General features: G+C 59.5%; 21 protein-coding genes. 18 read left to right on the top strand and 3 right to left on the bottom strand.

All coding sequences use genetic code 11. From position 1 onward, the window contains the following. The first annotated feature begins 40 nt into the window (after positions 1-40). Positions 41-850, top strand: a complete 810-nt coding sequence (locus BFP95_RS15365) for a UDP-2,3-diacylglucosamine diphosphatase (protein WP_049712134.1) — start codon at positions 41-43, stop codon at positions 848-850. A gap of 125 nt (positions 851-975) precedes the next feature. On the opposite strand, the gene BFP95_RS15370 is transcribed toward BFP95_RS15365, so the two are convergent. From BFP95_RS15370 to phhA, 3 genes are all read right to left on the bottom strand, one after another. Next, complete coding sequence (locus BFP95_RS15370; protein WP_065910390.1) at positions 976-2,169, bottom strand: amino acid aminotransferase; 1,194 nt, start codon at positions 2,167-2,169, stop codon at positions 976-978. Then, a complete protein-coding gene (locus BFP95_RS15375) occupies positions 2,169-2,525 on the bottom strand; it encodes a 4a-hydroxytetrahydrobiopterin dehydratase (RefSeq protein ID WP_010208721.1) in 357 nt (118 codons plus the stop codon). Before BFP95_RS15375 ends, BFP95_RS15370 begins: the two co-directional genes overlap by 1 nt. 97 nt (positions 2,526-2,622) lie before the next feature. After that, positions 2,623-3,414: a phenylalanine 4-monooxygenase gene (phhA, locus tag BFP95_RS15380; protein WP_065910391.1), complete on the bottom strand. Its 792-nt coding sequence runs from the start codon at positions 3,412-3,414 to the stop codon at positions 2,623-2,625. Between the two features lie 257 nt (positions 3,415-3,671). On the opposite strand from phhA, the gene BFP95_RS15385 reads away from it, so the two are divergent. From BFP95_RS15385 to BFP95_RS15465, 17 genes are all read left to right on the top strand, one after another. Further along, positions 3,672-5,234 (top strand): sigma-54-dependent transcriptional regulator, encoded by a 1,563-nt coding sequence (locus BFP95_RS15385; protein WP_065910392.1) that lies wholly within the window; start codon positions 3,672-3,674, stop codon positions 5,232-5,234. Between the two features lie 327 nt (positions 5,235-5,561). Continuing rightward, the gene (locus tag BFP95_RS15390; RefSeq protein WP_065873760.1) at positions 5,562-6,302 is read left to right on the top strand and encodes a flagellar basal body rod protein FlgF; all 741 of its coding nucleotides are present in this window, start codon (positions 5,562-5,564) and stop codon (positions 6,300-6,302) included. A 58-nt stretch (positions 6,303-6,360) separates the two neighbouring features. Continuing rightward, positions 6,361-7,146, top strand: a complete 786-nt coding sequence (gene flgG, locus BFP95_RS15395) for a flagellar basal-body rod protein FlgG (protein WP_065873759.1) — start codon at positions 6,361-6,363, stop codon at positions 7,144-7,146. 53 nt (positions 7,147-7,199) lie between these two features. Further along, the gene (gene flgH, locus BFP95_RS15400; protein ID WP_010208725.1) at positions 7,200-7,895 is read left to right on the top strand and encodes a flagellar basal body L-ring protein FlgH; all 696 of its coding nucleotides are present in this window, start codon (positions 7,200-7,202) and stop codon (positions 7,893-7,895) included. A gap of 27 nt (positions 7,896-7,922) precedes the next feature. Beyond that, positions 7,923-9,011, top strand: coding sequence for a flagellar basal body P-ring protein FlgI (locus BFP95_RS15405; RefSeq protein WP_175402991.1), 1,089 nt, complete (start codon positions 7,923-7,925; stop codon positions 9,009-9,011). 4 nt (positions 9,012-9,015) lie between these two features. Then, entirely contained in the window at positions 9,016-10,287 is a 1,272-nt protein-coding gene (gene flgJ, locus BFP95_RS15410; protein WP_065881165.1) for a flagellar assembly peptidoglycan hydrolase FlgJ, read from the top strand. Positions 10,288-10,297: 10 nt separating this feature from the next. Next, on the top strand, positions 10,298-12,346 hold the full coding sequence (gene flgK, locus BFP95_RS15415; protein WP_065910393.1) for a flagellar hook-associated protein FlgK: 2,049 nt from the start codon (positions 10,298-10,300) through the stop codon (positions 12,344-12,346). Positions 12,347-12,360: 14 nt separating this feature from the next. Then, positions 12,361-13,989 carry a flagellar hook-associated protein 3 gene (locus tag BFP95_RS15420; protein WP_065910394.1) on the top strand — a complete coding sequence of 543 codons (1,629 nt, stop codon included), beginning with the start codon at positions 12,361-12,363 and terminating at the stop codon, positions 13,987-13,989. 276 nt (positions 13,990-14,265) lie between these two features. Continuing rightward, the gene (locus tag BFP95_RS15425; RefSeq protein ID WP_015885203.1) at positions 14,266-15,195 is read left to right on the top strand and encodes a ketoacyl-ACP synthase III; all 930 of its coding nucleotides are present in this window, start codon (positions 14,266-14,268) and stop codon (positions 15,193-15,195) included. A gap of 265 nt (positions 15,196-15,460) precedes the next feature. Continuing rightward, positions 15,461-16,885: a flagellin N-terminal helical domain-containing protein gene (locus BFP95_RS15430; RefSeq protein ID WP_065873754.1), complete on the top strand. Its 1,425-nt coding sequence runs from the start codon at positions 15,461-15,463 to the stop codon at positions 16,883-16,885. Positions 16,886-16,958: 73 nt separating this feature from the next. Next, positions 16,959-17,309 (top strand): flagellar protein FlaG, encoded by a 351-nt coding sequence (locus BFP95_RS15435; RefSeq protein ID WP_049712143.1) that lies wholly within the window; start codon positions 16,959-16,961, stop codon positions 17,307-17,309. An 80-nt stretch (positions 17,310-17,389) separates the two neighbouring features. Beyond that, positions 17,390-18,793, top strand: a complete 1,404-nt coding sequence (gene fliD / locus BFP95_RS15440) for a flagellar filament capping protein FliD (RefSeq protein ID WP_065891083.1) — start codon at positions 17,390-17,392, stop codon at positions 18,791-18,793. Between the two features lie 140 nt (positions 18,794-18,933). Beyond that, positions 18,934-19,338: a flagellar export chaperone FliS gene (gene fliS, locus BFP95_RS15445; protein ID WP_065873752.1), complete on the top strand. Its 405-nt coding sequence runs from the start codon at positions 18,934-18,936 to the stop codon at positions 19,336-19,338. A 25-nt stretch (positions 19,339-19,363) separates the two neighbouring features. After that, the gene (locus BFP95_RS15450) at positions 19,364-19,660 is read left to right on the top strand and encodes a flagellar assembly protein FliT (RefSeq protein WP_065873751.1); all 297 of its coding nucleotides are present in this window, start codon (positions 19,364-19,366) and stop codon (positions 19,658-19,660) included. A gap of 169 nt (positions 19,661-19,829) precedes the next feature. After that, the gene (locus tag BFP95_RS15455; RefSeq protein ID WP_049712146.1) at positions 19,830-21,305 is read left to right on the top strand and encodes a sigma-54 dependent transcriptional regulator; all 1,476 of its coding nucleotides are present in this window, start codon (positions 19,830-19,832) and stop codon (positions 21,303-21,305) included. Positions 21,306-21,574: 269 nt separating this feature from the next. Further along, complete coding sequence (locus BFP95_RS15460; RefSeq protein WP_065891105.1) at positions 21,575-22,786, top strand: sensor histidine kinase; 1,212 nt, start codon at positions 21,575-21,577, stop codon at positions 22,784-22,786. A gap of 7 nt (positions 22,787-22,793) precedes the next feature. After that, positions 22,794-24,170: a sigma-54-dependent transcriptional regulator gene (locus BFP95_RS15465; RefSeq protein WP_065891082.1), complete on the top strand. Its 1,377-nt coding sequence runs from the start codon at positions 22,794-22,796 to the stop codon at positions 24,168-24,170. Positions 24,171-24,264: the final 94 nt, after the last annotated feature.

Consider the following 24,264-nt stretch of genomic DNA (forward strand, 5'->3'; position numbering starts at 1 on the left):
CCAAGGCGCAAGCTCGCCAAAACAGCGTCGAGGGATGCCCATGACCAGTGCCGAGTTCGTCAAGCCCAGCCGTAAGCAACGGGTTCGTACCCTGTGGATTTCCGACGTGCACCTGGGCACCCGGGATTGCCAGGCCGAACATTTGTCGCAGTTCCTCAAGGGCTACCACGCCGATAAGGTCTACCTGGTAGGCGACATCATCGACGGCTGGAAAATGCGCGGCGGCATGTATTGGCCCCAGGCCCACACCAACGTGATCCGCCGCTTGCTGACCATGGCCAAGCGCGGCACCGAGGTAATCTACGTCACCGGCAACCACGATGAATTCCTGCGCCGCTACTCCAAGCTGATCCTGGGCAATATCCAATTGGTGGATGAAGCGGTGCATGTGACGGCTGATGGCCGTCATCTGTTGGTGATCCATGGCGATCAGTTCGACGTGATCACCCGCTATCACCGTTGGTTGGCGTTTCTCGGCGACTCGGCCTATGAGTTCACTCTTACGCTGAACCGCTGGCTGAACCATTGGCGTGCACGGTATGGCTATGGCTATTGGTCGCTGTCGGCTTACCTCAAGCACAAGGTCAAGACGGCCGTGAGCTTTATCAGCGATTTCGAAGAAGCGATCGCCCACGAAGTGACCAAGCGCGGGTTGCATGGCGTGGTGTGCGGGCATATCCACCATGCGGAGATTCGTAAGGTGGGCGAGGTGGATTACCTCAACTGCGGGGATTGGGTGGAGTCGTGCACGGCGTTGATCGAGCACTGGGATGGGAGTATCGAGTTGTATCGGTTGGCGGATGCGCAGGCGAAAGAGGCCCTGCTGAAGGCTGAACTGGTCACAAGTTAAAGGCTTCACACGGTCAAAAATGTGGGAGCTGGCTTGCCTGCGATAGCGGTGTGTCAGCCCCACATTTTTTGTTGATAGACCGCCATCGCAGGCAAGCCAGCTCCCACAGTTCTGATTCGGTTTCGTCAGTTGGAGACGTCGGCGATGGCTTGAGCCAGCAACGTCAACCGCGTCGCATCAATCCCCGCCACGTTAGCCCGCCCCGAACTCACCATGTACACGCTGTGCTTCTCCCGCAGTTGCTTGACCTGCTCGGCACTCAAGCCGGTATAGGAAAACATCCCGCGCTGCGCCCCAATATGGGCAAACCGCTCCGATAAACCGTGGGGCGCCAACGCCTCCACCAGCCCGGATCGCAGGTGGGCGATCCGCGAGCGCATGGCTTCGACTTCATTGCTCCATCGCTTTTTCAGCTCGGCATCGCCCAGAATCGTGGTCACCACGGCTGCGCCGTGATCCGGCGGCGTCGACCACAGATTGCGTGCCGTGTTAGCAAGCTGGCTGCGCACATCCGTAAGCTTCTCGGCATCCGCCGCACACACGATCAACGCGCCAACACGGTCGCTGTACAGGCCAAAATTCTTCGAGCAGGAACTGGTGACCAGTACTTCCGGCAACTCCGCCGCGAACAGCCGCACTGCCCAGGCGTCCTGCTCCAGGCCATCGCCAAAGCCCTGATAGGCGAAGTCGATCAGCGGCAGCAACTGGCGCTCACGCACAATCTGCAGCACCTGGCGCCAATCATCCTGGGTCAAGTCGAAACCGGTCGGGTTGTGGCAGCAGGCATGCAACAGCACCACATCGCCCTCTGGCACGCTGGACAGGGTAGTGAGCATCGCCGTCACATCCAGGCGGTTGTCTGCACCCACGTACGGGTAATGGCTGACCTTAATCCCGGCCTTGGCGAAAATGGTTTCGTGGATCGGCCAGGTCGGGTTGCTCAGCCATACGCCACGGCCGGGCAGATTGTGGGCGATGAAGTCGGCGCTCAGGCGCAGGGCTCCGGTGCCGCCTGGGGTCTGGGTGGCGCCGGCGCGGCGTTCACGGATCAGCGCCGACTCTGCGCCGAGCACCAGTTCGCTGATCAGCGAGCCGAACGCAGCATTACCGTGGCCGCCGATGTAGGTCTTGGTGGTTTGCGTGTCCACCAGGCGCTGCTCGGCCAACTTCACCGAGTGTGGAATCGGCGTCAGTCCCTGGTCATCCTTGTAGACGCCCACGCCCAGGTCGAATTTGTTCGGGTTGGTGTCCTGGGCATACAGGTCCATCAGCCCGAGGATCGGGTCGCCGGGCACGCGGCCAATGGCATCGAAATGCATTACTTTCGGCCCTCGGCGTCCTTGGCCACTTCGTCCGTGCGTGCGGCCATGATGAAGTCGTTGCGGTGCAGGCCCTTGATGGAGTGGCTCCACCAGGTCACGGTGACTTTTCCCCACTCGGTGAGCAGGCCTGGGTGATGGCCTTCGGCTTCGGAGATTTCACCCATGGCGTTGGTGAAGGCCAGGGCAAATTTGAAGTTCTTGAACAGGAAAACCTTTTCCAGCTGCATCACGCCGTCGCGGACTTCGATGTTCCAGTCGGGGATCTGCTTGAGCAGCACCGGCAGTTCTTCATCGCTGACTTGCGGGGCATCGGCGCGGCAGGCTTCGCAGTGGGCTTGGTTCAAGGTGGTCATGGAGGTGTCCTGAATTCGAATGTTTGAAGGTCAGTAGCGTTACCCTAAAGCAACGAGGGGCCAGGGAACAGACTCACCTGGCCTTAAGATGTAGGGTTCAAGCAGCCTTGGGCTTCGGTGGAAATTTTGGGGCGTGCAGACCCAGCTGCATGCCACGCTCGACCATGCCCATGATGTCTTCCTGCGCGACTTCGAACAGGCGCTTGAGGTTTGGCAGCACGAAGTACAGCGGTTGCAGGATATCGATGCGATACGGCGTGCGCATGGCCTCCAGCGGATCGAAGGCTTGGTGTTCAGGCTCGGAAGACAGGCTGTACACCGTTTCCTTGGGCGACGACAGAATACCGCCACCGTAGATGCGCCGACCTTCGGGTGTATCCACCAGGCCAAACTCGATGGTCATCCAGTACAAGCGCGCCAGGTACACCCGTTGCTCCTTGGTGGCCGCCAGGCCGAGCTTACCGTAGGTATGGGTGAATTCGGCAAACCAGGGGTTGGTCAGCAGCGGGCAATGGCCAAAGATCTCGTGGAAAATGTCCGGCTCTTGCAGGTAATCCAGTTCTTCGCGGGTGCGAATAAAGGTCGCCACCGGAAACTGCTTGTTGGCGAGTAATTCGAAGAAGGTCTGGAAAGGGATCAGCGCCGGCACGCGGGCGACTTGCCAGCCGGTGGTGTCGGCCAGCACCTTGTTGATCTCGCCCAATTGTGGAATTCGGTCCAGAGGCAGGCCGAGCTTGTCGATGCCGTCCAGGTATTCCTGGCAGGCGCGCCCTTCAATCACTTTCAATTGACGAGTGATCAGGGTGTTCCACACCGCGTGTTCTTCCGGCGGGTAATGGATAAAACCTTGCGCATCGGGCTCGCGGGCCACGTACTGCGTCTGCTTCATACGGCTCTCCTGCTAGGCATTCGTTCTTGTTATGTCCTGCGTTGAGCCTATTGATAACCCGCGCGCGCCGGGATTCCATCTGTTTAAAACGCCTCTGAGTAGGAAAGTTTACCGTTTTTCGTAAAGTATTCGTTACGGATGTCGAGTTTGCTGCTGTGTTGGGCTGGGAAAACCCCCAAAGCTGTCACATAATCTTGACGACTATCTGCGCCCAGCGACAAAAAGACGCGGCGCTTACCCAACTTTCGGGCCTTTTCATGCGTATCAAAGTGCACTGCCAGAACCGCATCGGCATCCTGCGGGACATCCTCAACCTGTTGGTGGAGTACGGTGTCAACGTCGCCAAGGGCGAGGTCGGCGGTGAGCATGGCAATGCCATTTACCTGTACTGCCCGAACCTGGTGAACATGCAGTTCCAGGCGCTGCGCCCGCAGTTCGAGGCGATTGCCGGCGTGTTTGGGGTGAAAAGGGTAGGGCTGATGCCCAGCGAGCGCCGGCACATGGAACTCAATGCGCTGCTCGGCGCCCTGGAGTTTCCGGTGCTGTCGATCGACATGGGCGGTTCCATCGTCGCCGCCAACCGTGCGGCGGCCCAGTTGCTCGGGGTGCGGGTGGATGAAGTGCCGGGGATTCCGCTGTCACGGTATGCCGAGGACTTCGACTTACCGGAGCTGGTGCGTGCGAGCAAATCGCGGATCAACGGCCTGCGGGTCAAGGTCAAGGGTGACGTGTTCCTGGCGGACATCGCGCCACTGCAATCGTCCGAACATGATGACAGCGACGCCATGGCCGGCGCCGTGCTGACGTTGCACCGCGCCGACCGCGTCGGTGAACGCATCTACAACGTGCGCAAGCAGGAGCTGCGCGGCTTTGACAGCATCTTCCAGAGTTCCAAGGTCATGGCCGCCGTGGTTCGCGAGGCGCGACGCATGGCGCCGCTGGATGCGCCTCTATTAATAGAAGGCGAAACCGGCACCGGCAAAGAACTGCTGGCCCGTGCCTGTCACCTGGCCAGCCCGCGTGGTCAATCGCCGTTGATGGCGCTTAACTGCGCTGGCTTGCCGGAGTCAATGGCCGAGACCGAGCTGTTCGGCTACGGCCCCGGCGCGTTCGAAGGCGCACGCGCCGAAGGCAAGCTGGGGCTGCTGGAGCTGACGGCGGGCGGTACGCTGTTTCTCGACGGCGTGGGGGAAATGAGCGCGCGCTTGCAGGTGAAGTTGCTGCGCTTTTTGCAGGACGGTTGCTTCCGCCGCGTAGGCAGCGATGAAGAGGTGTACCTGGATGTGCGGGTGATCTGTGCTACCCAAGTGGACTTGTCTGAACTGTGCGCCCGTGGCGAATTCCGCCAGGACCTTTATCACCGCCTCAACGTGCTGTCCCTGCACATCCCGCCGCTGCGCGAATGCCTCGATGGACTGGCGCCCTTGGTGGATCACTTTCTGGACCAGGCGAGCCGGCAGATCGGCTGCCCATTGCCCAAGTTGGCGCCCGCCGCGATGGATCGCCTGAGCCACTACCACTGGCCAGGCAACGTACGGCAATTGGAAAACGTGCTGTTCCAGGCGGTGTCGTTGTGCGAGGGCGGGATGGTCAAGGCGGAGCATATTCGGTTGCCGGATTACGGGGTGCGTCAGCCGCTTGGCGATTTTTCCCTGGAGGGCGGCTTGGAAGACATCGTCGGGCGGTTTGAGAAGGCGGTGTTGGAAAGTTTGTACGCCGAGCACCCGAGCAGTCGGCAGTTGGGCAAGCGCTTGGGGGTGTCGCACACCACCATCGCCAATAAGTTGCGCGATTACGAAGTGATCAAGGCGGACAAATAACCCACTGGCTAAACAGGGTCAAACTGTAGGAGCTGGCTTGCCTGCGATAGCGGAGCGTCAGCTCCCGCAGGCTTCACTGACTGATCGCTATCGCAGGCAAGCCAGCTCCCACCTTTGATCTTTGTCGCTTTCAAGACCGCCACTTGCCGCAGGCGGCAGTAGTCCGCCGTTTTTTCGACTCTCTCCCAGCCTTGAAAACTTGAGGCCTGCCGCCAAACCCCCGCCCAGCCTGCACTTGAGCCTCTTTTCAAAAGTTGGTTCGCAAATTGCTTAAGCCTCATCAGTACAGCGGTGGGCGGCAAGCGTCCGTCAGAAAGAGGAAAGAGCGTGGACAAGTACCTTTATGTGGCAATGACCGGCGCCAGCCAGAATGCTCTGGCGCAGAAGGCCCATGCCAACAACCTGGCGAACATTTCCACCAATGGTTTCCAGCGTGACCTGGAGCAGGCGCGTTCGATGCCGGTGTTCGGTGACAGCTTTCCGGCGCGGGCGTTTGCCTTGACCGAGCGCCCAGGCACCGACTTCTCCCCTGGCGCGATGATTGAGACCGGCCGAGACCTGGACGTTGCCGTCAGCGGCGATGGCTGGATGGCCGTGCAAACCCCGGATGGCGGCGAAGCCTACGTGCGCAGTGCCAGCATGAACGTCGATGCACTGGGCGTGCTGCGGGCCGGCAACGGCATGCCGATCATGGGCAACGGTGGCCCGATTGCCGTGCCACCCCAGCAGAAAATCGAAGTGGGTGCCGACGGCACCATCAGCATCCGCGCCATGGGTGAAGGCCCGCGTGTGATGGCTGAAGTGGACCGCATCAAGCTGGTCCAGCCGGACCTGAAGAACATGAGCAAAGGCCTGGACGGCACCATCCACACCAAGGATGGCCAGCCGGCTCAAGCCGACGCGAGGGTCACGCTGACCTCGGGCTTCCTGCAGGCGAGCAACGTCAATGCCGTAGAAGAAATGACAGCGGTGTTGGCGCTTTCCAAGCAGTTCGAGCTGCACATCAAGATGATGAACAGCGCTAAAGAAGACGATCAGGCCATGACTCGCGTCATGCAGATGAGCTGATAGCCCCTAATTAATTTGCAACGCAGCGCCAACAAACAGGCGCACGAAGGAGAACAGCATGCTTCCGGCTCTATGGGTTGCCAAAACAGGTCTGTCCGCCCAGGACACCAACCTGACCACCATTTCCAACAACTTGGCCAACGTGTCGACCACGGGTTTCAAACGTGACCGTGCCGAGTTCCAGGACTTGCTTTATCAGATCAAGAAGCAGCCAGGCGCCCAATCGACCCAGGACAGCGAACTGCCGTCGGGCCTGCAACTGGGTACCGGTGTGCAGATCGTCGGCACCCAGAAGAACTTCAGCGCCGGCAACCTGCAGCAGACCGGCCAGCCGCTGGACATGGCCATCAACGGCCGTGGTTTCTTCCAGATCCTGCAACCGGACGGCACCACTTCCTACACCCGAGACGGTACTTTCCACCTGGATTCCAACGGCCAGATTGTGACGGCCAACGGTTTCTCTCTGGAGCCAGCCGTTGTCGTACCGGCTGATGCCAAGACGTTCACTGTCGGCAACGACGGCACCGTGTCCATCACCGTCGCCGGTAACCCGGCTTCGCAAGTGATCGGCAACCTGCAAACCGCCGACTTCATCAACCCGGCCGGCCTGCAGGCCATGGGTAACAACCTGTTCCTGGAAACCGCCGCCAGCGGCGCGCCGCAAATCGGCACCCCTGGCCTGAACGGTTTCGGCACCACGCTGCAAAGCACCCTGGAAACGTCCAACGTGAGCACGGTTGAGGAGATGGTCAACATGATCACCACCCAGCGCGCCTACGAGATGAACTCCAAGGTGATCTCCACCGCCGACCAGATGCTTTCGTTCGTAACGCAGAATCTGTAATCAAGTCTATGGGGCGTTCTTGAGAGCGCCTGCAACACCGTGAGGTAAGGGTCATGAATCGCTATGTTTCTGTTCTGGCATTGAGTGGGATTGCCGTGCTCGCGGGCTGTGTCGCCCCGACGCCAAAACCCAATGACCCGTACTACGCGCCGGTGTTGCCACGCACGCCGTTGCCGGCGGCTGCCAACAATGGCTCGATTTATCAGGCTGGCTTCGAACAGAACCTGTACAGCGACCGCAAGGCATTCCGGGTCGGTGACATCATCACCATCACCCTGAACGAGCGCACCCAGGCCAGCAAGAACGCCAACTCTCAAGTCGGCAAGACCAGTAAGGCTGGCATCGGCCTGACGTCGTTGTTCGGCGCCGTGCCCAACGTCAACAACCCATTGGGTGATGGCGACCTGAGCCTCAGCGCCGGCTACAGCGGCGACCGTGCCACCAACGGCAAGAGCGCGGCGGGGCAGGGCAATAGCCTGACCGGTTCGATCACCGTGACTGTGGCCGATGTACTGCCCAACGGCATCATCGCCGTACGCGGTGAAAAGTGGATGACCCTCAACACCGGCGACGAGCTGGTGCGCATTGCCGGCATGGTCCGTGCCGATGATATCTCCACCGACAACACCGTGCCGTCCACGCGGATTGCCGATGCACGCATCACGTATTCCGGCACGGGCGCCTTTGCCGATGCGAGCCAGCCGGGCTGGTTCGACCGTTTCTTCCTTAGCCCGCTGTTCCCTTTCTAGGTGGCCACTTTGAACTTCAAACAGCTGATGGCGGCCGCGCTCCTGCTTTGCTTAAGCGCTGTCGCCCAGGCCGAACGCCTGAAGGACATCGCGAGCATTTCCGGTGTGCGTTCCAACCAGTTGATCGGCTACGGCCTAGTGGTGGGGCTCAGTGGTACGGGTGACCAGACCACCCAGACCCCGTTCACCCTGCAGACCTTCAACAACATGCTCTCGCAGTTCGGCATCAAGGTGCCGGCGGGTTCGGGCAACGTACAACTGAAAAACGTCGCGGCGGTGTCGATCAGTGCGGACTTGCCGGCGTTCTCCAAGCCGGGCCAGGTGGTGGACATTACGGTGTCGTCCATCGGTAACTCGAAAAGCCTGCGCGGCGGCACCTTGCTGATGACGCCTTTGAAAGGTATCGACGGCAACGTCTACGCCATCGCCCAGGGCAACCTGGTGGTGGGCGGGTTTGATGCTGAAGGTCGCGACGGTTCGAAGATTACCGTCAACGTGCCATCGGCCGGTCGTATTCCGGGCGGCGCCACGGTTGAACGCACCGTGCCGAGCGGTTTCAACCAGGGCAACAGCCTGACCCTGAACCTCAACCGCTCCGACTTCACCACCGCCAAGCGCGTGGTCGACAAGATCAACGACATGCTCGGCCCTGGCGTCGCCCAGGCCATCGACGGCGGCTCGATCCGCGTCACCGCGCCGCTGGACCCAAGCCAACGCGTGGATTACCTGTCGATCCTGGAAAACCTCGAAGTGGACCCAGGGCAGGCGGTGGCCAAAGTCATCATCAACTCGCGGACCGGTACCATCGTGATCGGCCAGAACGTCAAGGTGTCTCCGGCAGCGGTGACCCACGGCAGCCTGACCGTGACCATCACCGAAGACCCTATCGTCAGCCAGCCTGGGCCTTTGTCCAACGGCCAGACGGCGGTGGTGCCACGCTCACGCGTCAACGCCCAGCAAGAAGCCAAGCCGATGTTCAAGTTCGGCCCCGGCACCACCCTGGATGAGATTGTCCGTGCGGTGAACCAGGTGGGCGCGGCGCCGGGCGACTTGATGGCGATCCTTGAAGCACTGAAACAGGCCGGCGCCCTGCAAGCCGACCTGATCGTGATCTGAGGCCATGGTCATGGACATGCGCAAGAGCGGTATCAGCAGCACGGCGGACTCGGGGTCTTACTCCGACTTGAACCGGCTTAACCAGCTCAAGGTCGGCGACGACAAGAACAGCGAAGGCAACATGCGCAAGGTCGCGCAGGAGTTTGAGTCGCTGTTTTTGAGCGAGATGCTCAAGTCCATGCGTTCGGCCACCGAGGCGTTGGGTAAGGACAACCCGCTGAACACGCCGGCCGCCAAGCAATACCAGGAAATGTACGACCAGCAACTGGCGGTCTCGATGTCCCGCGAAGGCGGGGGTATCGGCCTGGCCGATGTGCTGATGCGCCAGATGCAGAAGAACAAACCGGTGGAGGCCCAGGCCGCCACCCTGCAGGGCCCGGCGGCGGCTGAGGCTGCCAAGAAGGTCAACGTGCCGACGGAAATTGCCGCCGGCACCCAGGCCGAAGGTCCGTTGGGGCGTTCCAACGGCCAGCGTCCGCTGTGGGCTTACCGCGTGGCTGAGCCACAGGCTGGCGCTGCTGCATCGCACAGCAATGACATGGAATTGATGAACCAGCGCCGGATTGCCTTGCCGAGCAAGCTGACTGATCGCTTGCTCGCCGGCATTGTGCCGAACGCGCCGGTTGCTATTGATGCCAAAAGCGCGCCACTGCGTAACAGCGCGGCCGATGACAACGTGGTCAACAGCACGGCGCGCACGTTCGCGGTGCCCGGCGACCGCATGCAGGTCTACGGCCGTGCCGTGGCCCAGCCACCGTTGGCGCCGGCGAAGAAGGCCTTCAGTTCGCAGGATGAATTTGTCGCGACCATGTTGCCAATGGCCAAGGCGGCCGCCGCGCGCATTGGTGTCGATCCGAAGTACCTGGTGGCCCAGGCCGCCCTGGAAACCGGTTGGGGTAAATCGGTGATGCGCGCCGAAGATGGCAGCAGCAGCCATAACCTGTTCGGCATCAAGGCTGGCCAGAGTTGGCAGGGCGGCCAGGCGCGTGCGATCACCAGTGAGTTCCGTGATGGGGCAATGGTCAAGGAAACGGCGCAGTTCCGTTCCTACAACTCTTACCAGGACAGCTTCCATGACCTGGTGACATTGCTGCAAAGCAATGATCGCTATAAAGAAGTTGTGAAGTCGGCCGACAACCCGGAACAGTTTGTACGCGAGTTGCAAAAAGCCGGTTACGCAACTGACCCGGCCTACGCCAGCAAGATTTCGCAGATCGCCAAAACGATGGACAGTTACCAGAACTACGCTGCCGCTGGCGCAACCACACATTTATAAGGTCTGAACCATGAGTTTGCTCAATATCGGGATGTCGGGGCTTAACGCTGCTCAAGGATCGTTGTCGGTCTTGAGTAACAACATTGCCAACGCCAACACGGCGGGCTATTCGCGTCAGCAGACTACCCAGAGCGCGAATGCGTCGAACCCGTATGGCGGCGTATTCATCGGCAGCGGCACGACCCTGGCCGACGTGCGCCGGGTGTACAACGAATACCTGGACACGGCGTACCAGAACAGCACCTCGCTCAACAGCGATGCCAAGGCTTACCTGGATCAAGTGAGCGCCGTGGACAAGACGTTGTCGGATAAGACGACGGGCATGTCGTCCGTACTCAGCTCGTTCTTTGCCGCTGTTCAGACCGCCTCGGCCAACCCGAGCGATACCTCGGCTCGCCAAATACTGCTGACGAGCGCCCAGACATTGAGCAACCGCTTCAACTCGATCTCCAGCCAGTTGAGCCAGCAGAAAGAAACCATTAACAGCCAGCTGACCTCCCTGACCGATCAGGTCAACCAGCTGACTTCGTCGATTGCTTCGCTCAACAAGCAGATCACCCAGGTGCAGGGGGCTTCGAACACCACCCCGGCCAACCTGCTGGACGCGCGCGCCGAAGCCGTACGTTCGCTCAATGAGTTGATCGGCGTGAACGCCAGCGAGAAGAACGGTGTGTTCAGCGTCAGCACCGGTACTGGCCAGTCCCTGGTGCTGGGCGATCGGTCCAACACCCTTTCCGCCGTACCGAGCAAGAGCGACACCAGCCAGTACACGATTCAGATGAATGCGTCTGGCGGGACGGCGATGGACCTGGGCAATGTGATCAGTGGTGGCAGCATCGGCGGCTTGCTGCGCTATCGCAGCGATGTGTTGATGCCGGCCATCAATGACCTGGGTCGCATTGCTATCGTCACTGCCGATACGATCAACAGCCAGCTGGGCCAGGGCATCGACCTGAACGGCGAATTCGGCTCGTCGATGTTCAAGGACATCAACAGCGCTGCGTCTGTCGCGCTGCGTAGCCTTTCCGCTCAAGGCAATCAGGGCGTTGGTAGCCTGGGTGTTACGATCAAGGACACCAGCAAGCTGACCAACTTCGATTACAAGGTCACCTTCAGCGACCCTGCCGATCTCAACAAAATCACCGTCGAGCGCTCTGATGGCAAAGCCATGGGCACGTTTGATATCACGGCCACACCGCCCTCGGTGATCGATGGTTTTACCCTGGAACTCAAGAACGGACCGATGCAGGCGGGTGACAGCTTTAAAGTCAGCCCGACCGCCAGTGGCGCCCAGGATATCGGTACTGTCCTCAACGACCCGAGCAAGATTGCGTTTGCCGCGCCGCTGAAAGGGGAGGCCAGCAAAACCAACCAGGGCACCGGTAGCTTCACACCGCCGACCCTGACCCTGCCCTTGGACATCCAGGGTGGCGCCACTACCGCGCAACTGCGCGTTGGCATTGAAAATTCGATGCCGGTGAAGATGGTGTTCGGCAAGCCGGCGGCTGATGGCACTCAGAGCTATACCCTTAACGACGCCAAGGGCGATCCTATCGGTTCGGGGACCATCATTCCGGGGCAGGCCAATAAAATCACCGTCAACGTGCCGATGCGTGATGCCAGCGGTGCCCTGGTTGTGCCGGCCAAGAGTTTTGGCTTTGACACCACGGTTGCGGGCTCGCCAACCGATGGCGACAGCACCACCTTTTCGTTTAACGCCACGGGCGTATCCGACAACCGCAATGCCCAGCAACTGCTGAATCTGCAAACCAAGGCCACCGTGGGCGTGGCGACAGATGGCACCGGCGGCACCAGCCTGGTCGGGGCCAACAGTAAGTTGGTGTCCACCGTTGGCGCCAAGGCCGCTGCGGCCAGCACTGACACTAGCGCCACCAATGCGTTGTTGACGGCTAACAAGAATGCGCGCAACTCCGTGTCCCAGGTCAACCTGGACGAAGAGGCGGGCGACATGATCAAGTTCCAGCAGTACTACACAGCGTCGTCGCAGATCATCAAGGCTGCGCAAGAAACCTTCAGCACGCTGATTAATAGTCTTTAAGGGAGTCTGGGACGATGCGCATTTCTACACAGCAGTATTTCGACACCAGTGCGAGCAAGTATCAGAACAATTATTCCAGCGTGGTTAAGGCCCAGGAGCAGGCGAGTTCCGGCGTGCGTGTACAGACCGCTGGGGATGATCCGGTGGCCGCGCAGCGTTTGCTGATGTTGCAGCAGCAGAAAGATATGCTGGCGCAGTCCAGCGGCAATATCAGCTCCCTGAAAAGTTCGCTGACCAACGAGCAGAGCATCCTGGATGCGCTCGACAAGGCGATGCAGGCTGGCAAGCAACTGGCCCTGCGGGCTGGCGGTGTGACCAGCGATGCTGATCGCAAGTCCATCTCGGTCGAAGTGGGGGCCCTGGAAGAGCAGGTATTGGGTTTGCTCAACAGCAAGGACGCGGCGGGCAATTACTTGTTCTCCGGCTCCAAGACCCAAACACCACCGTATTCGCGCAACAGCGATGGCACCTACAGCTACCAGGGCGACGAAAACGAACTGAGCCTGCAGGTTTCCGAGACGCTCACTGTGCGCACGGGCGATACCGGCAAAACCATTCTGGAAGGCGCGGCCAACAGCAGCCGCACCCAATCTACCTACATTGCACCTGCGACCGCGCCGCTGCCGCCAGCGATTTCTCCGCCGCTGGTCGATGACAAGAAGGTAGCGATCTCGGCCGGCCTGGTGACCTCGGGCGTCGATTACACCAAGCAGTTTGCCGACGGCCAGCCGTATAAGCTCACCTTCACCAGCAGCACCCAGTACACGGTGACGGACAAGGACAACAATGACATTACCTCAGAGATTGCGGGTAATGGCACGTTCGATTCCACCAAGGAAGGCAGCGGCAGCGTGAACCTTCGCGGGGTTAAGTTCGACATCACCATCGACCTTACCGACACTGCCACCGGGCCGAATGCCGATGCGTTGGTCAAGGGCCGCGAGTTCAGCCTGGCTGCCAAACCGGATACGTTCAGCGTTTCGCGTACCGCAAGCAACCAGTCGGTGGCACAACTGACTAATGGCAACGTCAGCAGTGCGACAGACTATGCCAGTACCTTTCCCGGCAATAGCGGGGTGCTGATCAAGTTCAGTGACACCGACCCTACGGCCTTCCAGGTATTTGCGCAGCCGTATAGCACGAACAGCAAGGCGATTGACTCGGGCGTGATAGACACGACGACCACACCGAATTCGATCACCGCAGCGGGTGTTACCTTCGGTCTGAGCAGTGCTCCTGCGGTCGGTGACCAGTTTTCAGCCGGTGCCAGCACTCAAAAAACCCAGAACGCCCTCGACACGTTGAGTCAGCTGCGCCAAGCGCTGGAAAAACCGGCTGACGGTATTCCGGGCGCGCGCGTGAAGCTTCAGGATGCGCTGAACGCCGCAGTCAGTAACCTGGATAACTCGACTACCCAACTGGGCAATGTGATCGGCTCGATTGGTGCGCGCGAAAACGCGCTCGATGTGCAATCCGACGCAAACGCCAGTATCGGCCTGGCCAATACCACCACCATGAGTGCACTGGCCAATATCGACATGGGCGAAGCCGCGATCAACCTGACCCTGCAGCAAACCATGCTGGAAGCCTCGCAGCTGGCGTTTGTAAAAGTCTCGCAGTTGAGCCTCTTCAACAAGATGTAAGCGGCATTACGTCAAGCGGCCCGCTCTGGAAACAGGGCGGGCCGTTGTCGTTTATGGGGTTTAATTGTTTGAAGGTTTTGCACAAAGCACACAAAATTGAGTGACCTGTGAGTCATAAAGCGCATCTTCACTGTATCGTGTGAAAAGGATAAGTCGTCACAGGGTCCTTGCGGGGCGGCTTTCAGCGAGATTTTTATGGGGTTATCCCCTTTATTGTCAGCACTCCGGGCGCAGTCCCAGGGGTGTTCTCCAGCTATTTAGTATTGGGAAGCCACAATGATTGGCATAAAAAGCATCGCCAGTTACGTGCCGGCAGACGGGATCGATAACTACGCCCAGGGTGCCAAATTCGCCAAGGATGAAGAGTTCATCATTGGCAAGATCGGTTCGGCGTTTTTGCCGCGCAAGGATGCCGCGCAGGAAACGTCTGACCTGTGTGTCGAAGCGGTCAACGCTTTGTTTGCCAACAACCCGGATTTGAAGCGCGAGTCCATCGACGCACTGATCGTCGTGACCCAGAACGGTGATGAAGAGGGCTTGCCCCACACCGCCGCCATCGTCCAGGACAAACTCGGCCTGCCGACTCACGTCGCGGCGTTCGATATTTCCCTGGGCTGCTCCGGCTACGTGTATGGCATCTATGCGATGAAAGGCTTCATGGAAGCCACGGGCCTGAAAAACGGCCTGCTGATCACCGCCGACCCGTACTCGAAGATCGTCGACCCGGAAGACCGCAACACCACCATGCTGTTCGGCGATGCTGCCACCGCCACCTGGATGGGCGAAGACGCGCCGTGGTTGCTCGGCAAGTCCAAGTTCGGCACCGACGGTTCCGGCGCACCGCACCTTAAGGTCAGCGACGGCGTGTTCTTTATGAATGGCCGCCAGGTGTTCAACTTCGCGCTGCTTAAAGTGCCGGCACATTTGCACGAGCTGCTCAACGAGTCGGACCTCAAGGCTGACGAGATTGATGCCTTCTGCATTCACCAGGGCAGTGCGGCCATTGTCGACGCCGTGGCGCGCCGTTTTGAAGACGCCCCGGTGGACAAGTTCATCAAGGACATGGTCGAGACCGGCAACACCGTTTCATCGAGCATTCCGTTGTTGCTGGAAAAACACGTGATGGACGCCACCTGGAAGCGCGTGGCCATCAGTGGTTTTGGTGTGGGCCTGTCGTGGGGTTCGGCGATTCTTTATCGCCCTTGATGCTTTAATCGCTTCAATAAAAAAACGCCGATGATCGAAAGATCATCGGCGTTTTTTATTTGGCGCCAGAAAACCTAATGAAATCTGGGTTTCGAGCCTGCGTAAACCCTTGAATTACAAGGGGTGGCACGACGCCAGTAAATAATTTCAAAAAAATCCTCAAGCATCCGGCTACCACGACGATAACTATTACGTAGGTTCTCAGGCCACACCCGGCGGTTGCCAGGGCCGGAAGCCGCAGTATCCATCCAACGAGGATTTCGTCATGGCTTTAACAGTAAACACCAACATTGCTTCGATCACTACTCAGGGCAACCTGAACAAAGCCGGCGGCGCCCTGGCCACTTCCATGCAGCGCCTGTCTTCCGGCCTGCGTATCAACAGCGCTAAAGACGACGCTGCCGGCCTGCAGATCGCTAACCGCCTGACCAGCCAAATCAACGGCCTGGGCCAAGCAGTCAAGAACGTGAACGACGGTATCTCGATCGCTCAGACCGCTGAAGGCGCGATGCAGGCTTCGACCGACATCCTGCAAAAAATGCGTACCCTGGCTCTGTCCTCGGCAACTGGTTCCCTCAGCCCTGACGACCGTAAGTCGAACAACGACGAATACCAGGCTCTGACTTCGGAACTGACCCGTATCTCCACTACTACCACCTTCGGTGGCCAGAAGTTGCTGGACGGTTCGTACGGTACCAAAGCCATCCAGGTTGGCGCAAACGCTAACGAAACCATCAACCTGAGCCTGGAAAACGTTTCGGCCAACAACATCGGCTCCCAGCAGCTGAAAAGCGTTGCCATCGCTCCAGGTACCGGTACTGTTGCCGGCGCGATCAACGTCACTGGTAACGGCCAGACCGGTACCTACACTGCCGGTGCCGGCGACTCGGCTAAAACCATCGCCAGCAACCTGAACGGCCTCATCGGTGGCCTGACTGCAACTGCCAGCACCGAAGCCAAGTTCACTGTAGACGAAGCGGCTGCCACTACTACTCCTGCTTCGTTCACCCTGACCGTTGGCGGCGCTGCCGTTGAGTTCAAGGGCGTTACCACCCAAGCCGGCCTGGCCGACCAGCTGAAATCCAACGCCGCCAAACTGGGTATCAGCGTCAGCTTCGACGAAACCAAAAAGACTCTGGAAGTCAAGTCCGACACCGGTGAGAACATCGTGGTCAGCGGTTCGACTGCTCCAGGTTCGGTGACTGTTGCTGCTAAAGATGGTGCTGGGGCTTACGGTACTGCAGTTGCCTTGGCGGACGCCCTGATCGTTACCGGTCAAGTGTCGCTGGACTCCGCCAAAGGCTACTCCCTGAGTGGTGCTGGTGTTGCTGGTCTGTTCGCGGCCGGTGCTGCTACCGAAGCAGCTGCGACCAAGACCACCGTTGCTCAAACCGACGTGACCGACGCCACCAAGGCCCAGAACGCCCTGGCTGTCATCGACAAAGCCATCGGCACCATCGACGGTGTTCGTTCGGGCCTGGGTGCTACCCAGAACCGTCTGACTACTACTGCAGACAACCTGCAGAACATTCAGAAGAACTCCACCGCTGCACGCTCCACCGTTCAGGACGTCGACTTCGCTTCCGAAACCGCCGAGCTGACCAAGCAACAAACCCTGCAATCGGCTTCCACCGCGATTCTGTCGCAGGCTAACCAGCTGCCATCCGCTGTACTGAAGCTGCTTCAGTAACTCCAGCGCTTGGTCACTAACGGAAGGGCGCGCTAAGTGCCCTTCCGTTTTTTCGGTTTAGAGGAGATTGGACATGGACATGAGTGTAAAGCTGAACCAGTCTTATCCGCCGGTTGCCCCTCAAGGCGCACCTGTGCAGGTGGCCGCCGACAAGAGCGTCACTAAAGTCCAGGAAACCCCGGCAACAGGCAAAGAGCCTGAGCGTGCGGACCTGGAAAAAGCAGTTACCGATATTCGCGAATTCGTACAAGCGTCCGAGCGCAAGCTGGACTTTTCAATTGATGACTCCACCCATCGTGTGGTGGTCAAGGTGATCGCCACCGACAGCGGTGAAGTGATCCGTCAGATTCCGTCGGAAACGGCGCTGAAGCTGGCACAGAACCTTTCCAGCGCAAGCCACCTGTTGTTTGACGACAAGGCCTGAGCTGGCATGAAACTTGTTGCTGTCGTGTCTTGAGGTGTAATAAGTCAAGATAACGGCAGCCACCGAACAGGAGATAGATGATGGCGGGTTCAACGGTAAGTGGTATCGGTTCGAACATCGATACGCAAGCGATCGTGAAGTCCTTGGTGGACGCCGAAAAGGTGCCCAAGCAGACGCAGATCAATACCGCGTCCCAGAAGGCGACCACCACGCTGTCTTCGATCGGCAAGATTCAGGCAGCGCTGGATGCGTTTCGTGGTGCCCTCGACACAATGTCCACCGGCAACAGCTTCACCGGCTTGACGGGTTCATCCTCGGATGAAAAGGTCGCCACCATGACGGCGAGCAATACGGCGTCCAACGGTAGTTTCCGTTTGATCGTGAGTCAGTTGGCCCAGGCGTCCAAGTTGTCCAGTACAACGTTCTCCGCGGGTGCCAATGCGGTGGTAAACGCCACTGATAAGCCGACGAAGTTAACTATCACGCAGTCGGGCAAGGGCTACGACCTGAGCGTCCCGGCTGGTGCGACCCTGCAGCAGGTGCGTGATTCGATCAATACCCAATTCGGTACTTCGGGGTTGAGTGCGAACATCCAGACCGACGCCAATGGTTCGCGGTTGATCCTGACCTCGACCACCATGGGGACGGGTTCGGACCTGACGCTGTCGGGGACTTCGGGATTGGATGTCGGCGCTACGGTCGTTGATAAACCGTTGGATGCTCTATACAGCATTGATGGGGTCAATTCCGTTTCCAAGTCCAACAACATCGAAGGCGCCCTGAGTGGGGTGAACATCAAGCTGGTCTCGGTCTCGGCTACCGTGACGGCTGGTGACGATTCCGAAAATGCGCCGAGGAACGCCACGCTGATCACGGTCAGCACAAACAACGCGGCCCTCAAATCCGGGGTCAAGGGCTTTGTCGATACTTACAACGCCTTGATGACTGCGATGACCGCCGAGACCAAGGTCACTACCAACCTCGATGGCAGCACTACGGCGGCGGCCCTGACGGGCGACTCCAGCATGCGTGCGCTGCAGAACGCTATCCGCAACGAGTTCAACAAGCTGTCTGGCACCGGTACGTTCAAGTCCCTGGCTCAATTCGGCGTGGGTACGAGTTCGACGACCGGCATGCTGGCGCTGGACGATAAAAAGTGGGACGCGGCGGTCAAGACCAACGCAGCCGACATCAGCAGCATGTTTTCCGGCAAAACCGGCATGCTGGCGCGCATGAAAAGTGCGACGGATGATTACGCCAGGGCAAGCACGGGCGTACTGGCTACGCGCACGGCTTCTTTGTCGAACACGTTGAAAGATCTGTCCAAGGATCAGGCAACGCTCGATGAGCGCATGACCCTGCTCACCAGCAGCCTCTCTGCCAAATACAACGCCATGGACACCCTGGTCGCCCAATTGCGCCAGCAAAGCACCAGCGTCATGACCACGCTCAATGCGTTGAACAATCCAAAAACCAATAATTGATTCCAAGTAAATAAAGAAGGCCAGGCAAACTGCCTGGCCTTTTTGTATCAGACGACGACTCGCGCTAAAGCTTTTTGCGAGCCAGTCGACATATTGGTTACTGAAATCCTTTCCGCTGTCGCCTGTCACGAGGTAGAAACATGAATCCCATGAGAGCCCTTCGCCAATACCAGAAGGTCAATTCCCATGCTCAGATCTCCGAAGCCAGCCCACATCGCCTGGTGCAGATGCTGATGGAGGGCGGTCTGGACCGCATGGCGCAGGCCAAAGGCGCGCTGGCGCGTGGCGACATCGCGGCCAAGGGCCTGATGCTCGGCAAGGCGATTGATATCGTGATCGGCCTGCGTGACGGCCTGGATGCAGCAAAGAGTGATAACCCGGCTTACGTCCAGCAGTTGGAAAGTTTGTATGCATATATGACCAACCGACTGATGGAAGCGAACCTGCATAACGACGCCGACATGATCGACGAAGTGGCGCGTTTGCTGATCACCGTAAAAGAAGGCTGGGACGCTATCGCGGCGCCACAGGCAGCAGCAGAATAAGGCCATCGGCCTTGAGGAACACGTCATGAGCCAAGCACTGCAACGCATTGATGAAACCCGTGAGGCGCTGATGGGCGCGCTGGCGGACCGTAACTGGGACGCCATCGGCGAACTGGACCTGGGCTGCCGTCACGTGATCGATGAGGTGCTCAACGAAGCGCCGGTAGATGAGGATGCGTTGCGCGAAAAGCTTGAGAGCCTACTGGCGGTGTACCAGCAATTGCTCGAGGTGACGACTGGCGAGCGCCAGGCGATTTTCGAAGAGATGTCGCAGATCAACCAAGCGAAAAACGCGTCAAAGGTTTACCATCTGTTCGGCTGAACAGGCGCAGTTAATCCGATTCGGCGCGTCATAAATTTGACCGTGCCAGCTTTTTTGACTTAACTAGTGCTGTTTTCAGATTTCAGACGTCTATAGAGTAAGAAGTCCTACAGCCGTCTCGATTGCCCTCACACCGGGCAGGAAGTTTTACTAGGGAAGTTGCTATTGCATGTGGCGTGAAACCAAAATTCTGCTGATCGATGACGATAGCGTCCGCCGCCGCGACTTGGCGGTGATTTTAAATTTTCTCGGTGAAGAAAATTTGCCCTGCGGCAGCCATGACTGGCAGCAGGTGGTCAGCTCATTGTCGTCGAGCCGTGAAGTCATATGCGTGCTGATCGGGACGGTAAACGCTCCTGGCGCTGTTTTGGGCTTGTTAAAGACACTGTCCACATGGGATGAGTTCCTTCCTGTGTTGCTAATGGGCGATATTTCTTCTGTCGATCTGCCAGAAGACCAACGCCGCCGCGTGCTTTCCACCCTGGAAATGCCGCCCAGCTACAGCAAATTGCTGGACTCCCTGCACCGTGCCCAGGTTTATCGTGAGATGTACGACCAGGCGCGCGAGCGCGGTCGCCATCGCGAACCTAACCTGTTCCGCAGCCTGGTCGGCACCAGCCGTGCCATCCAGCATGTGCGCCAAATGATGCAGCAAGTGGCCGATACCGACGCCAGCGTGTTGATCCTCGGCGAGTCGGGCACTGGCAAGGAAGTGGTCGCGCGCAACCTGCACTATCACTCCAAGCGCCGCGACGGGCCTTTTGTGCCGGTCAACTGCGGGGCGATCCCGGCAGAGTTGCTTGAAAGCGAACTGTTCGGCCACGAGAAGGGCGCCTTTACCGGGGCGATCACCAGCCGTGCCGGGCGTTTCGAGCTGGCCAACGGCGGCACCCTGTTCCTTGATGAAATCGGCGATATGCCGCTGCCGATGCAGGTCAAGCTGCTGCGCGTGTTGCAGGAGCGCACCTTCGAGCGCGTGGGCAGCAACAAGACCCAGAGCGTCGACGTGCGCATCATCGCGGCCACCCACAAGAACCTCGAAAGCATGATCGAGGTCGGCAGTTTCCGCGAAGACCTGTACTACCGCCTCAACGTATTCCCCATCGAGATGGCTCCGCTGCGTGAGCGCGTGGAAGACATCCCGTTGCTGATGAACGAACTGATCTCGCGCATGGAGCACGAAAAGCGCGGCTCGATCCGGTTCAACTCCGCTGCAATCATGTCCCTGTGCCGCCACGGCTGGCCGGGTAACGTGCGCGAGCTGGCCAACCTGGTGGAGCGCATGGCGATCATGCACCCCTACGGTGTGATCGGCGTGGTCGAGTTGCCGAAGAAATTCCGCTACGTCGACGACGAAGACGAGCAACTGGTCGACAGCCTGCGCAGCGACATGGAAGAGCGCGTAGCCATCAACGGCCATACTCCGGACTTCGGTTCCACCGCCATGTTGCCGCCTGAAGGTCTGGACCTGAAGGACTACCTCGGCAACCTGGAACAAGGCTTGATTCAACAAGCCCTGGACGATGCCAACGGCATCGTCGCCCGCGCCGCTGAGCGCCTGCGTATCCGTCGAACCACGCTGGTGGAGAAGATGCGCAAGTACGGTATGAGCCGCAAAGAAGGTGATGAACAGGCGGATGATTGACGCCTGTTTTTCAAGCCGCTGATTTTGGGTGTCCGGCCTCGCCAATACTGTTCCGTTTTTGACGGCGTCTGTTGCCGTCATACTGCGTTGCAGCTCCTCCCCATAGCCAGCTATGAGTCGTCGCTGCGCCTTGTCTGACGGCAACAGCCACTCGTCAAAACGAAACTGTATTGGCGAGGCCGGGCACCTTGGTTTTTTTTCGGCACAAGTATTGCTACAGCCCTCGCAACGTTCCGTTTAACTGACGGTCAGCCAAGCGAGAGAGCATGATGCCCCACGCCGCCCAACTATCTTCGGCCCCTGTCATCCAGGGGTTGATCCCGCCTGTAGAACCGCCGACCCGTCAGGGTCTTGAGCACGCGTTCTCGCAGTTCAACCAAATGTCGAGCCAACTGACCGATTCCTACAGCCTGCTCGAAGCCCGGGTGTCCGAGCTAAAAGGCGAGCTGGCCGTGGTCAGTGCCCAGCGCATGGAAGAATTGGCCGAGAAAGAGCGCCTGGCCAACCGTCTGCAGAACCTGCTCTCGCTATTGCCTGGCGGCGTGATCGTCATCGATGAAGACGGCCGCGTGCGCGAAGCCAATCCGGCCGCCTGCGACATGCTTGGTCTGCCGCTGGAAGGCGAGCTGTGGCGGCACGTCATCACCCGCTGTTTTGCGCCGCGTGAAGACGACGGCCACGAGATCTCGCTCAAGGATGGCCGCCGGTTGTCCATCGCTACCCGTTCTCTTGACGCGGAGCCGGGCCAGTTGGTGCTGCTCAACGACCTGACCGAAACCCGTCACTTGCAAGATCAACTGGCCCGCCACGAGCGTTTGTCCTCGCTGGGGCGCATGGTCGCTTCTCTGGCGCATCAGATCCGCACGCCATTGTCGGCAGCGTTGATCTACGCCAGTCATTTGACTGATGAGCAATTGCCCGCCGCCACCCACCAGCGCTTTGCCGGACGCCTCAAGGAGCGTTTGCACGAGTTGGAACACCAAGTGCGCGACATGCTGGTGTTTGCCCGCGGTGAACTGCCGCTGACCGACCGCATCACGCCATCCGAGTTGATGCAGGCCCTGCAAGCGGCGGCCGCCACCCATATTCAAGACGTCCAGGTGCGCTGGCAGTGCGACAGCCATCTCGGTGAGCTGCTGTGCAACCGCGACACCTTGGTGGGTTCACTGCTCAACCTGATCGAAAACGCCACCCAGGCCAGCGGCCCTGGCGCGCGGCTCAAGGTGCACCTGTACAACCGCGAGCAAACTCTGCGCCTGTGCATCAGTGACAGCGGCAGCGGTATCGAGCCCGCCGTGTTGCAGCGTTTGGGCGAACCCTTTTTCACCACCAAGACCAACGGTACAGGCCTGGGCCTGACCGTGGTCAAGGCAGTGGCGCGTGCTCATCAGGGAGAATTGCAGCTGCATTCCCGCCTGGGGCGTGGCACTTGTGCATTGATGACCTTGCCGCTGTTTTCATGCGCGGCAAGCGCGGAGTAGAGAGGATATGGCTATCAAGGTTCTGTTGGTGGAAGACGATCGCGCCCTGCGTGAAGCATTGGCTGACACGCTGCTGCTGGCGGGCCATGACTACCGGGCGGTCGGTTCTGCCGAGGAAGCCTTGGAGGCAGTGGAACAGGAGTCCTTCAGCCTGGTGGTCAGTGATGTGAATATGCCCGGCATGGACGGCCACCAGTTGCTCAGCCTGCTGCGTGCACGCCAGCCGCAGTTGCCGGTGTTGCTGATGACCGCCCATGGCGCCGTTGAGCGCGCGGTCGACGCGATGCGCCAGGGCGCGGCAGATTACCTGGTCAAGCCCTTCGAGCCTAAAGCACTGATTGAGCTGGTCGCGCGGCATGCCCTCGGTGTGATCTCGGCCAGCGAAAGCGAGGGCCCGATTGCCTTCGAGCCGGCCAGTGCTCAGTTGCTGGAGCTGGCGGCACGCGTGGCGCGCAGTGATTCCACTGTGTTGATCTCCGGCGAGTCCGGCACCGGCAAGGAAGTGCTGGCGCGTTACATCCACCAACAATCGACCCGCGCCAAACAACCGTTTATCGCGATCAACTGCGCGGCGATCCCCGACAACATGCTCGAAGCCACGCTGTTCGGCCACGAAAAAGGCTCGTTCACCGGCGCCATCGCGGCGCAGGCCGGCAAGTTCGAACAGGCCGACGGCGGCACCATCCTGCTCGATGAAATTTCGGAAATGCCCCTGGGCCTGCAAGCCAAGTTGCTGCGGGTGCTGCAGGAGCGTGAAGTCGAGCGCGTCGGCGCACGCAAGCCGATCCAGCTGGATATCCGCGTGGTCGCCACCACCAACCGCGACCTGGCGGGCGAAGTGGCGGCGGGGCGCTTCCGTGAGGATTTGTTCTACCGCCTGTCGGTGTTCCCCCTGGCCTGGCGCCCTCTGCGTGAGCGCCCGGCAGATATCATCCCGCTGGCCGAGCGCCTGTTGAACAACCACGTCAAAAAAATGAAGCACGCTCAGGCACGCCTGTCCGCTGAGGCCCAGGCCTGCCTGATCAGCTACCCATGGCCGGGCAACGTGCGGGAATTGGACAACGCCATCCAGCGCGCGCTGATCTTGCAGCAGGGCGGCCTGATTCAGCCCCAGGATTTCTGCCTAGCCATGGGCAGCGGCGTGGCGCCGCTCCCAACCTTGGCGCCTGCGCCCGTGGTGGCTGAAATCGAAACCGCTGGTGCCCTGGGCGACGACCTGCGTCGCCGCGAATTCCAGATGATTATCGACACCCTGCGTTCCGAACGCGGCCGCCGCAAAGAGGCCGCCGAACGCCTGGGCATCAGCCCGCGTACCCTGCGTTACAAGCTGGCGCAGATGCGCGACGCCGGCATGGACGTGGAAGCGTATCTGTTTGCAACCTAGTTTTATCGCGGCAGTTAGTATCAAGGCCGACAAGCTTTGTCGCCTTTTCTTACGAGTTGATACAGAGCTGGCACCCTTGTTGCTACCTCCCTTA

The sequence above is a fragment of the Pseudomonas sp. 58 R 12 genome, from assembly GCF_900005865.1.
GTDB lineage: Bacteria > Pseudomonadota > Gammaproteobacteria > Pseudomonadales > Pseudomonadaceae > Aquipseudomonas > Aquipseudomonas tritici.

Coding starts and splice junctions, on each gene's coding strand:
- BFP95_RS15365 (WP_049712134.1), top strand. CDS start 41: ATGACCAGTGCCGAGTTCGTCAAGCCCAGCCGTAAGCAACGGGTTCGT.
- BFP95_RS15370 (WP_065910390.1), bottom strand. CDS start 2,169: ATGCATTTCGATGCCATTGGCCGCGTGCCCGGCGACCCGATCCTCGGG.
- BFP95_RS15375 (WP_010208721.1), bottom strand. CDS start 2,525: ATGACCACCTTGAACCAAGCCCACTGCGAAGCCTGCCGCGCCGATGCC.
- phhA (WP_065910391.1), bottom strand. CDS start 3,414: ATGAAGCAGACGCAGTACGTGGCCCGCGAGCCCGATGCGCAAGGTTTT.
- BFP95_RS15385 (WP_065910392.1), top strand. CDS start 3,672: ATGCGTATCAAAGTGCACTGCCAGAACCGCATCGGCATCCTGCGGGAC.
- flgG (WP_065873759.1), top strand. CDS start 6,361: ATGCTTCCGGCTCTATGGGTTGCCAAAACAGGTCTGTCCGCCCAGGAC.
- flgH (WP_010208725.1), top strand. CDS start 7,200: ATGAATCGCTATGTTTCTGTTCTGGCATTGAGTGGGATTGCCGTGCTC.
- BFP95_RS15405 (WP_175402991.1), top strand. CDS start 7,923: ATGGCGGCCGCGCTCCTGCTTTGCTTAAGCGCTGTCGCCCAGGCCGAA.
- flgJ (WP_065881165.1), top strand. CDS start 9,016: ATGGTCATGGACATGCGCAAGAGCGGTATCAGCAGCACGGCGGACTCG.
- flgK (WP_065910393.1), top strand. CDS start 10,298: ATGAGTTTGCTCAATATCGGGATGTCGGGGCTTAACGCTGCTCAAGGA.
- BFP95_RS15420 (WP_065910394.1), top strand. CDS start 12,361: ATGCGCATTTCTACACAGCAGTATTTCGACACCAGTGCGAGCAAGTAT.
- BFP95_RS15425 (WP_015885203.1), top strand. CDS start 14,266: ATGATTGGCATAAAAAGCATCGCCAGTTACGTGCCGGCAGACGGGATC.
- BFP95_RS15430 (WP_065873754.1), top strand. CDS start 15,461: ATGGCTTTAACAGTAAACACCAACATTGCTTCGATCACTACTCAGGGC.
- BFP95_RS15435 (WP_049712143.1), top strand. CDS start 16,959: ATGGACATGAGTGTAAAGCTGAACCAGTCTTATCCGCCGGTTGCCCCT.
- fliD (WP_065891083.1), top strand. CDS start 17,390: ATGGCGGGTTCAACGGTAAGTGGTATCGGTTCGAACATCGATACGCAA.
- fliS (WP_065873752.1), top strand. CDS start 18,934: ATGAATCCCATGAGAGCCCTTCGCCAATACCAGAAGGTCAATTCCCAT.
- BFP95_RS15450 (WP_065873751.1), top strand. CDS start 19,364: ATGAGCCAAGCACTGCAACGCATTGATGAAACCCGTGAGGCGCTGATG.
- BFP95_RS15455 (WP_049712146.1), top strand. CDS start 19,830: ATGTGGCGTGAAACCAAAATTCTGCTGATCGATGACGATAGCGTCCGC.
- BFP95_RS15460 (WP_065891105.1), top strand. CDS start 21,575: ATGCCCCACGCCGCCCAACTATCTTCGGCCCCTGTCATCCAGGGGTTG.
- BFP95_RS15465 (WP_065891082.1), top strand. CDS start 22,794: ATGGCTATCAAGGTTCTGTTGGTGGAAGACGATCGCGCCCTGCGTGAA.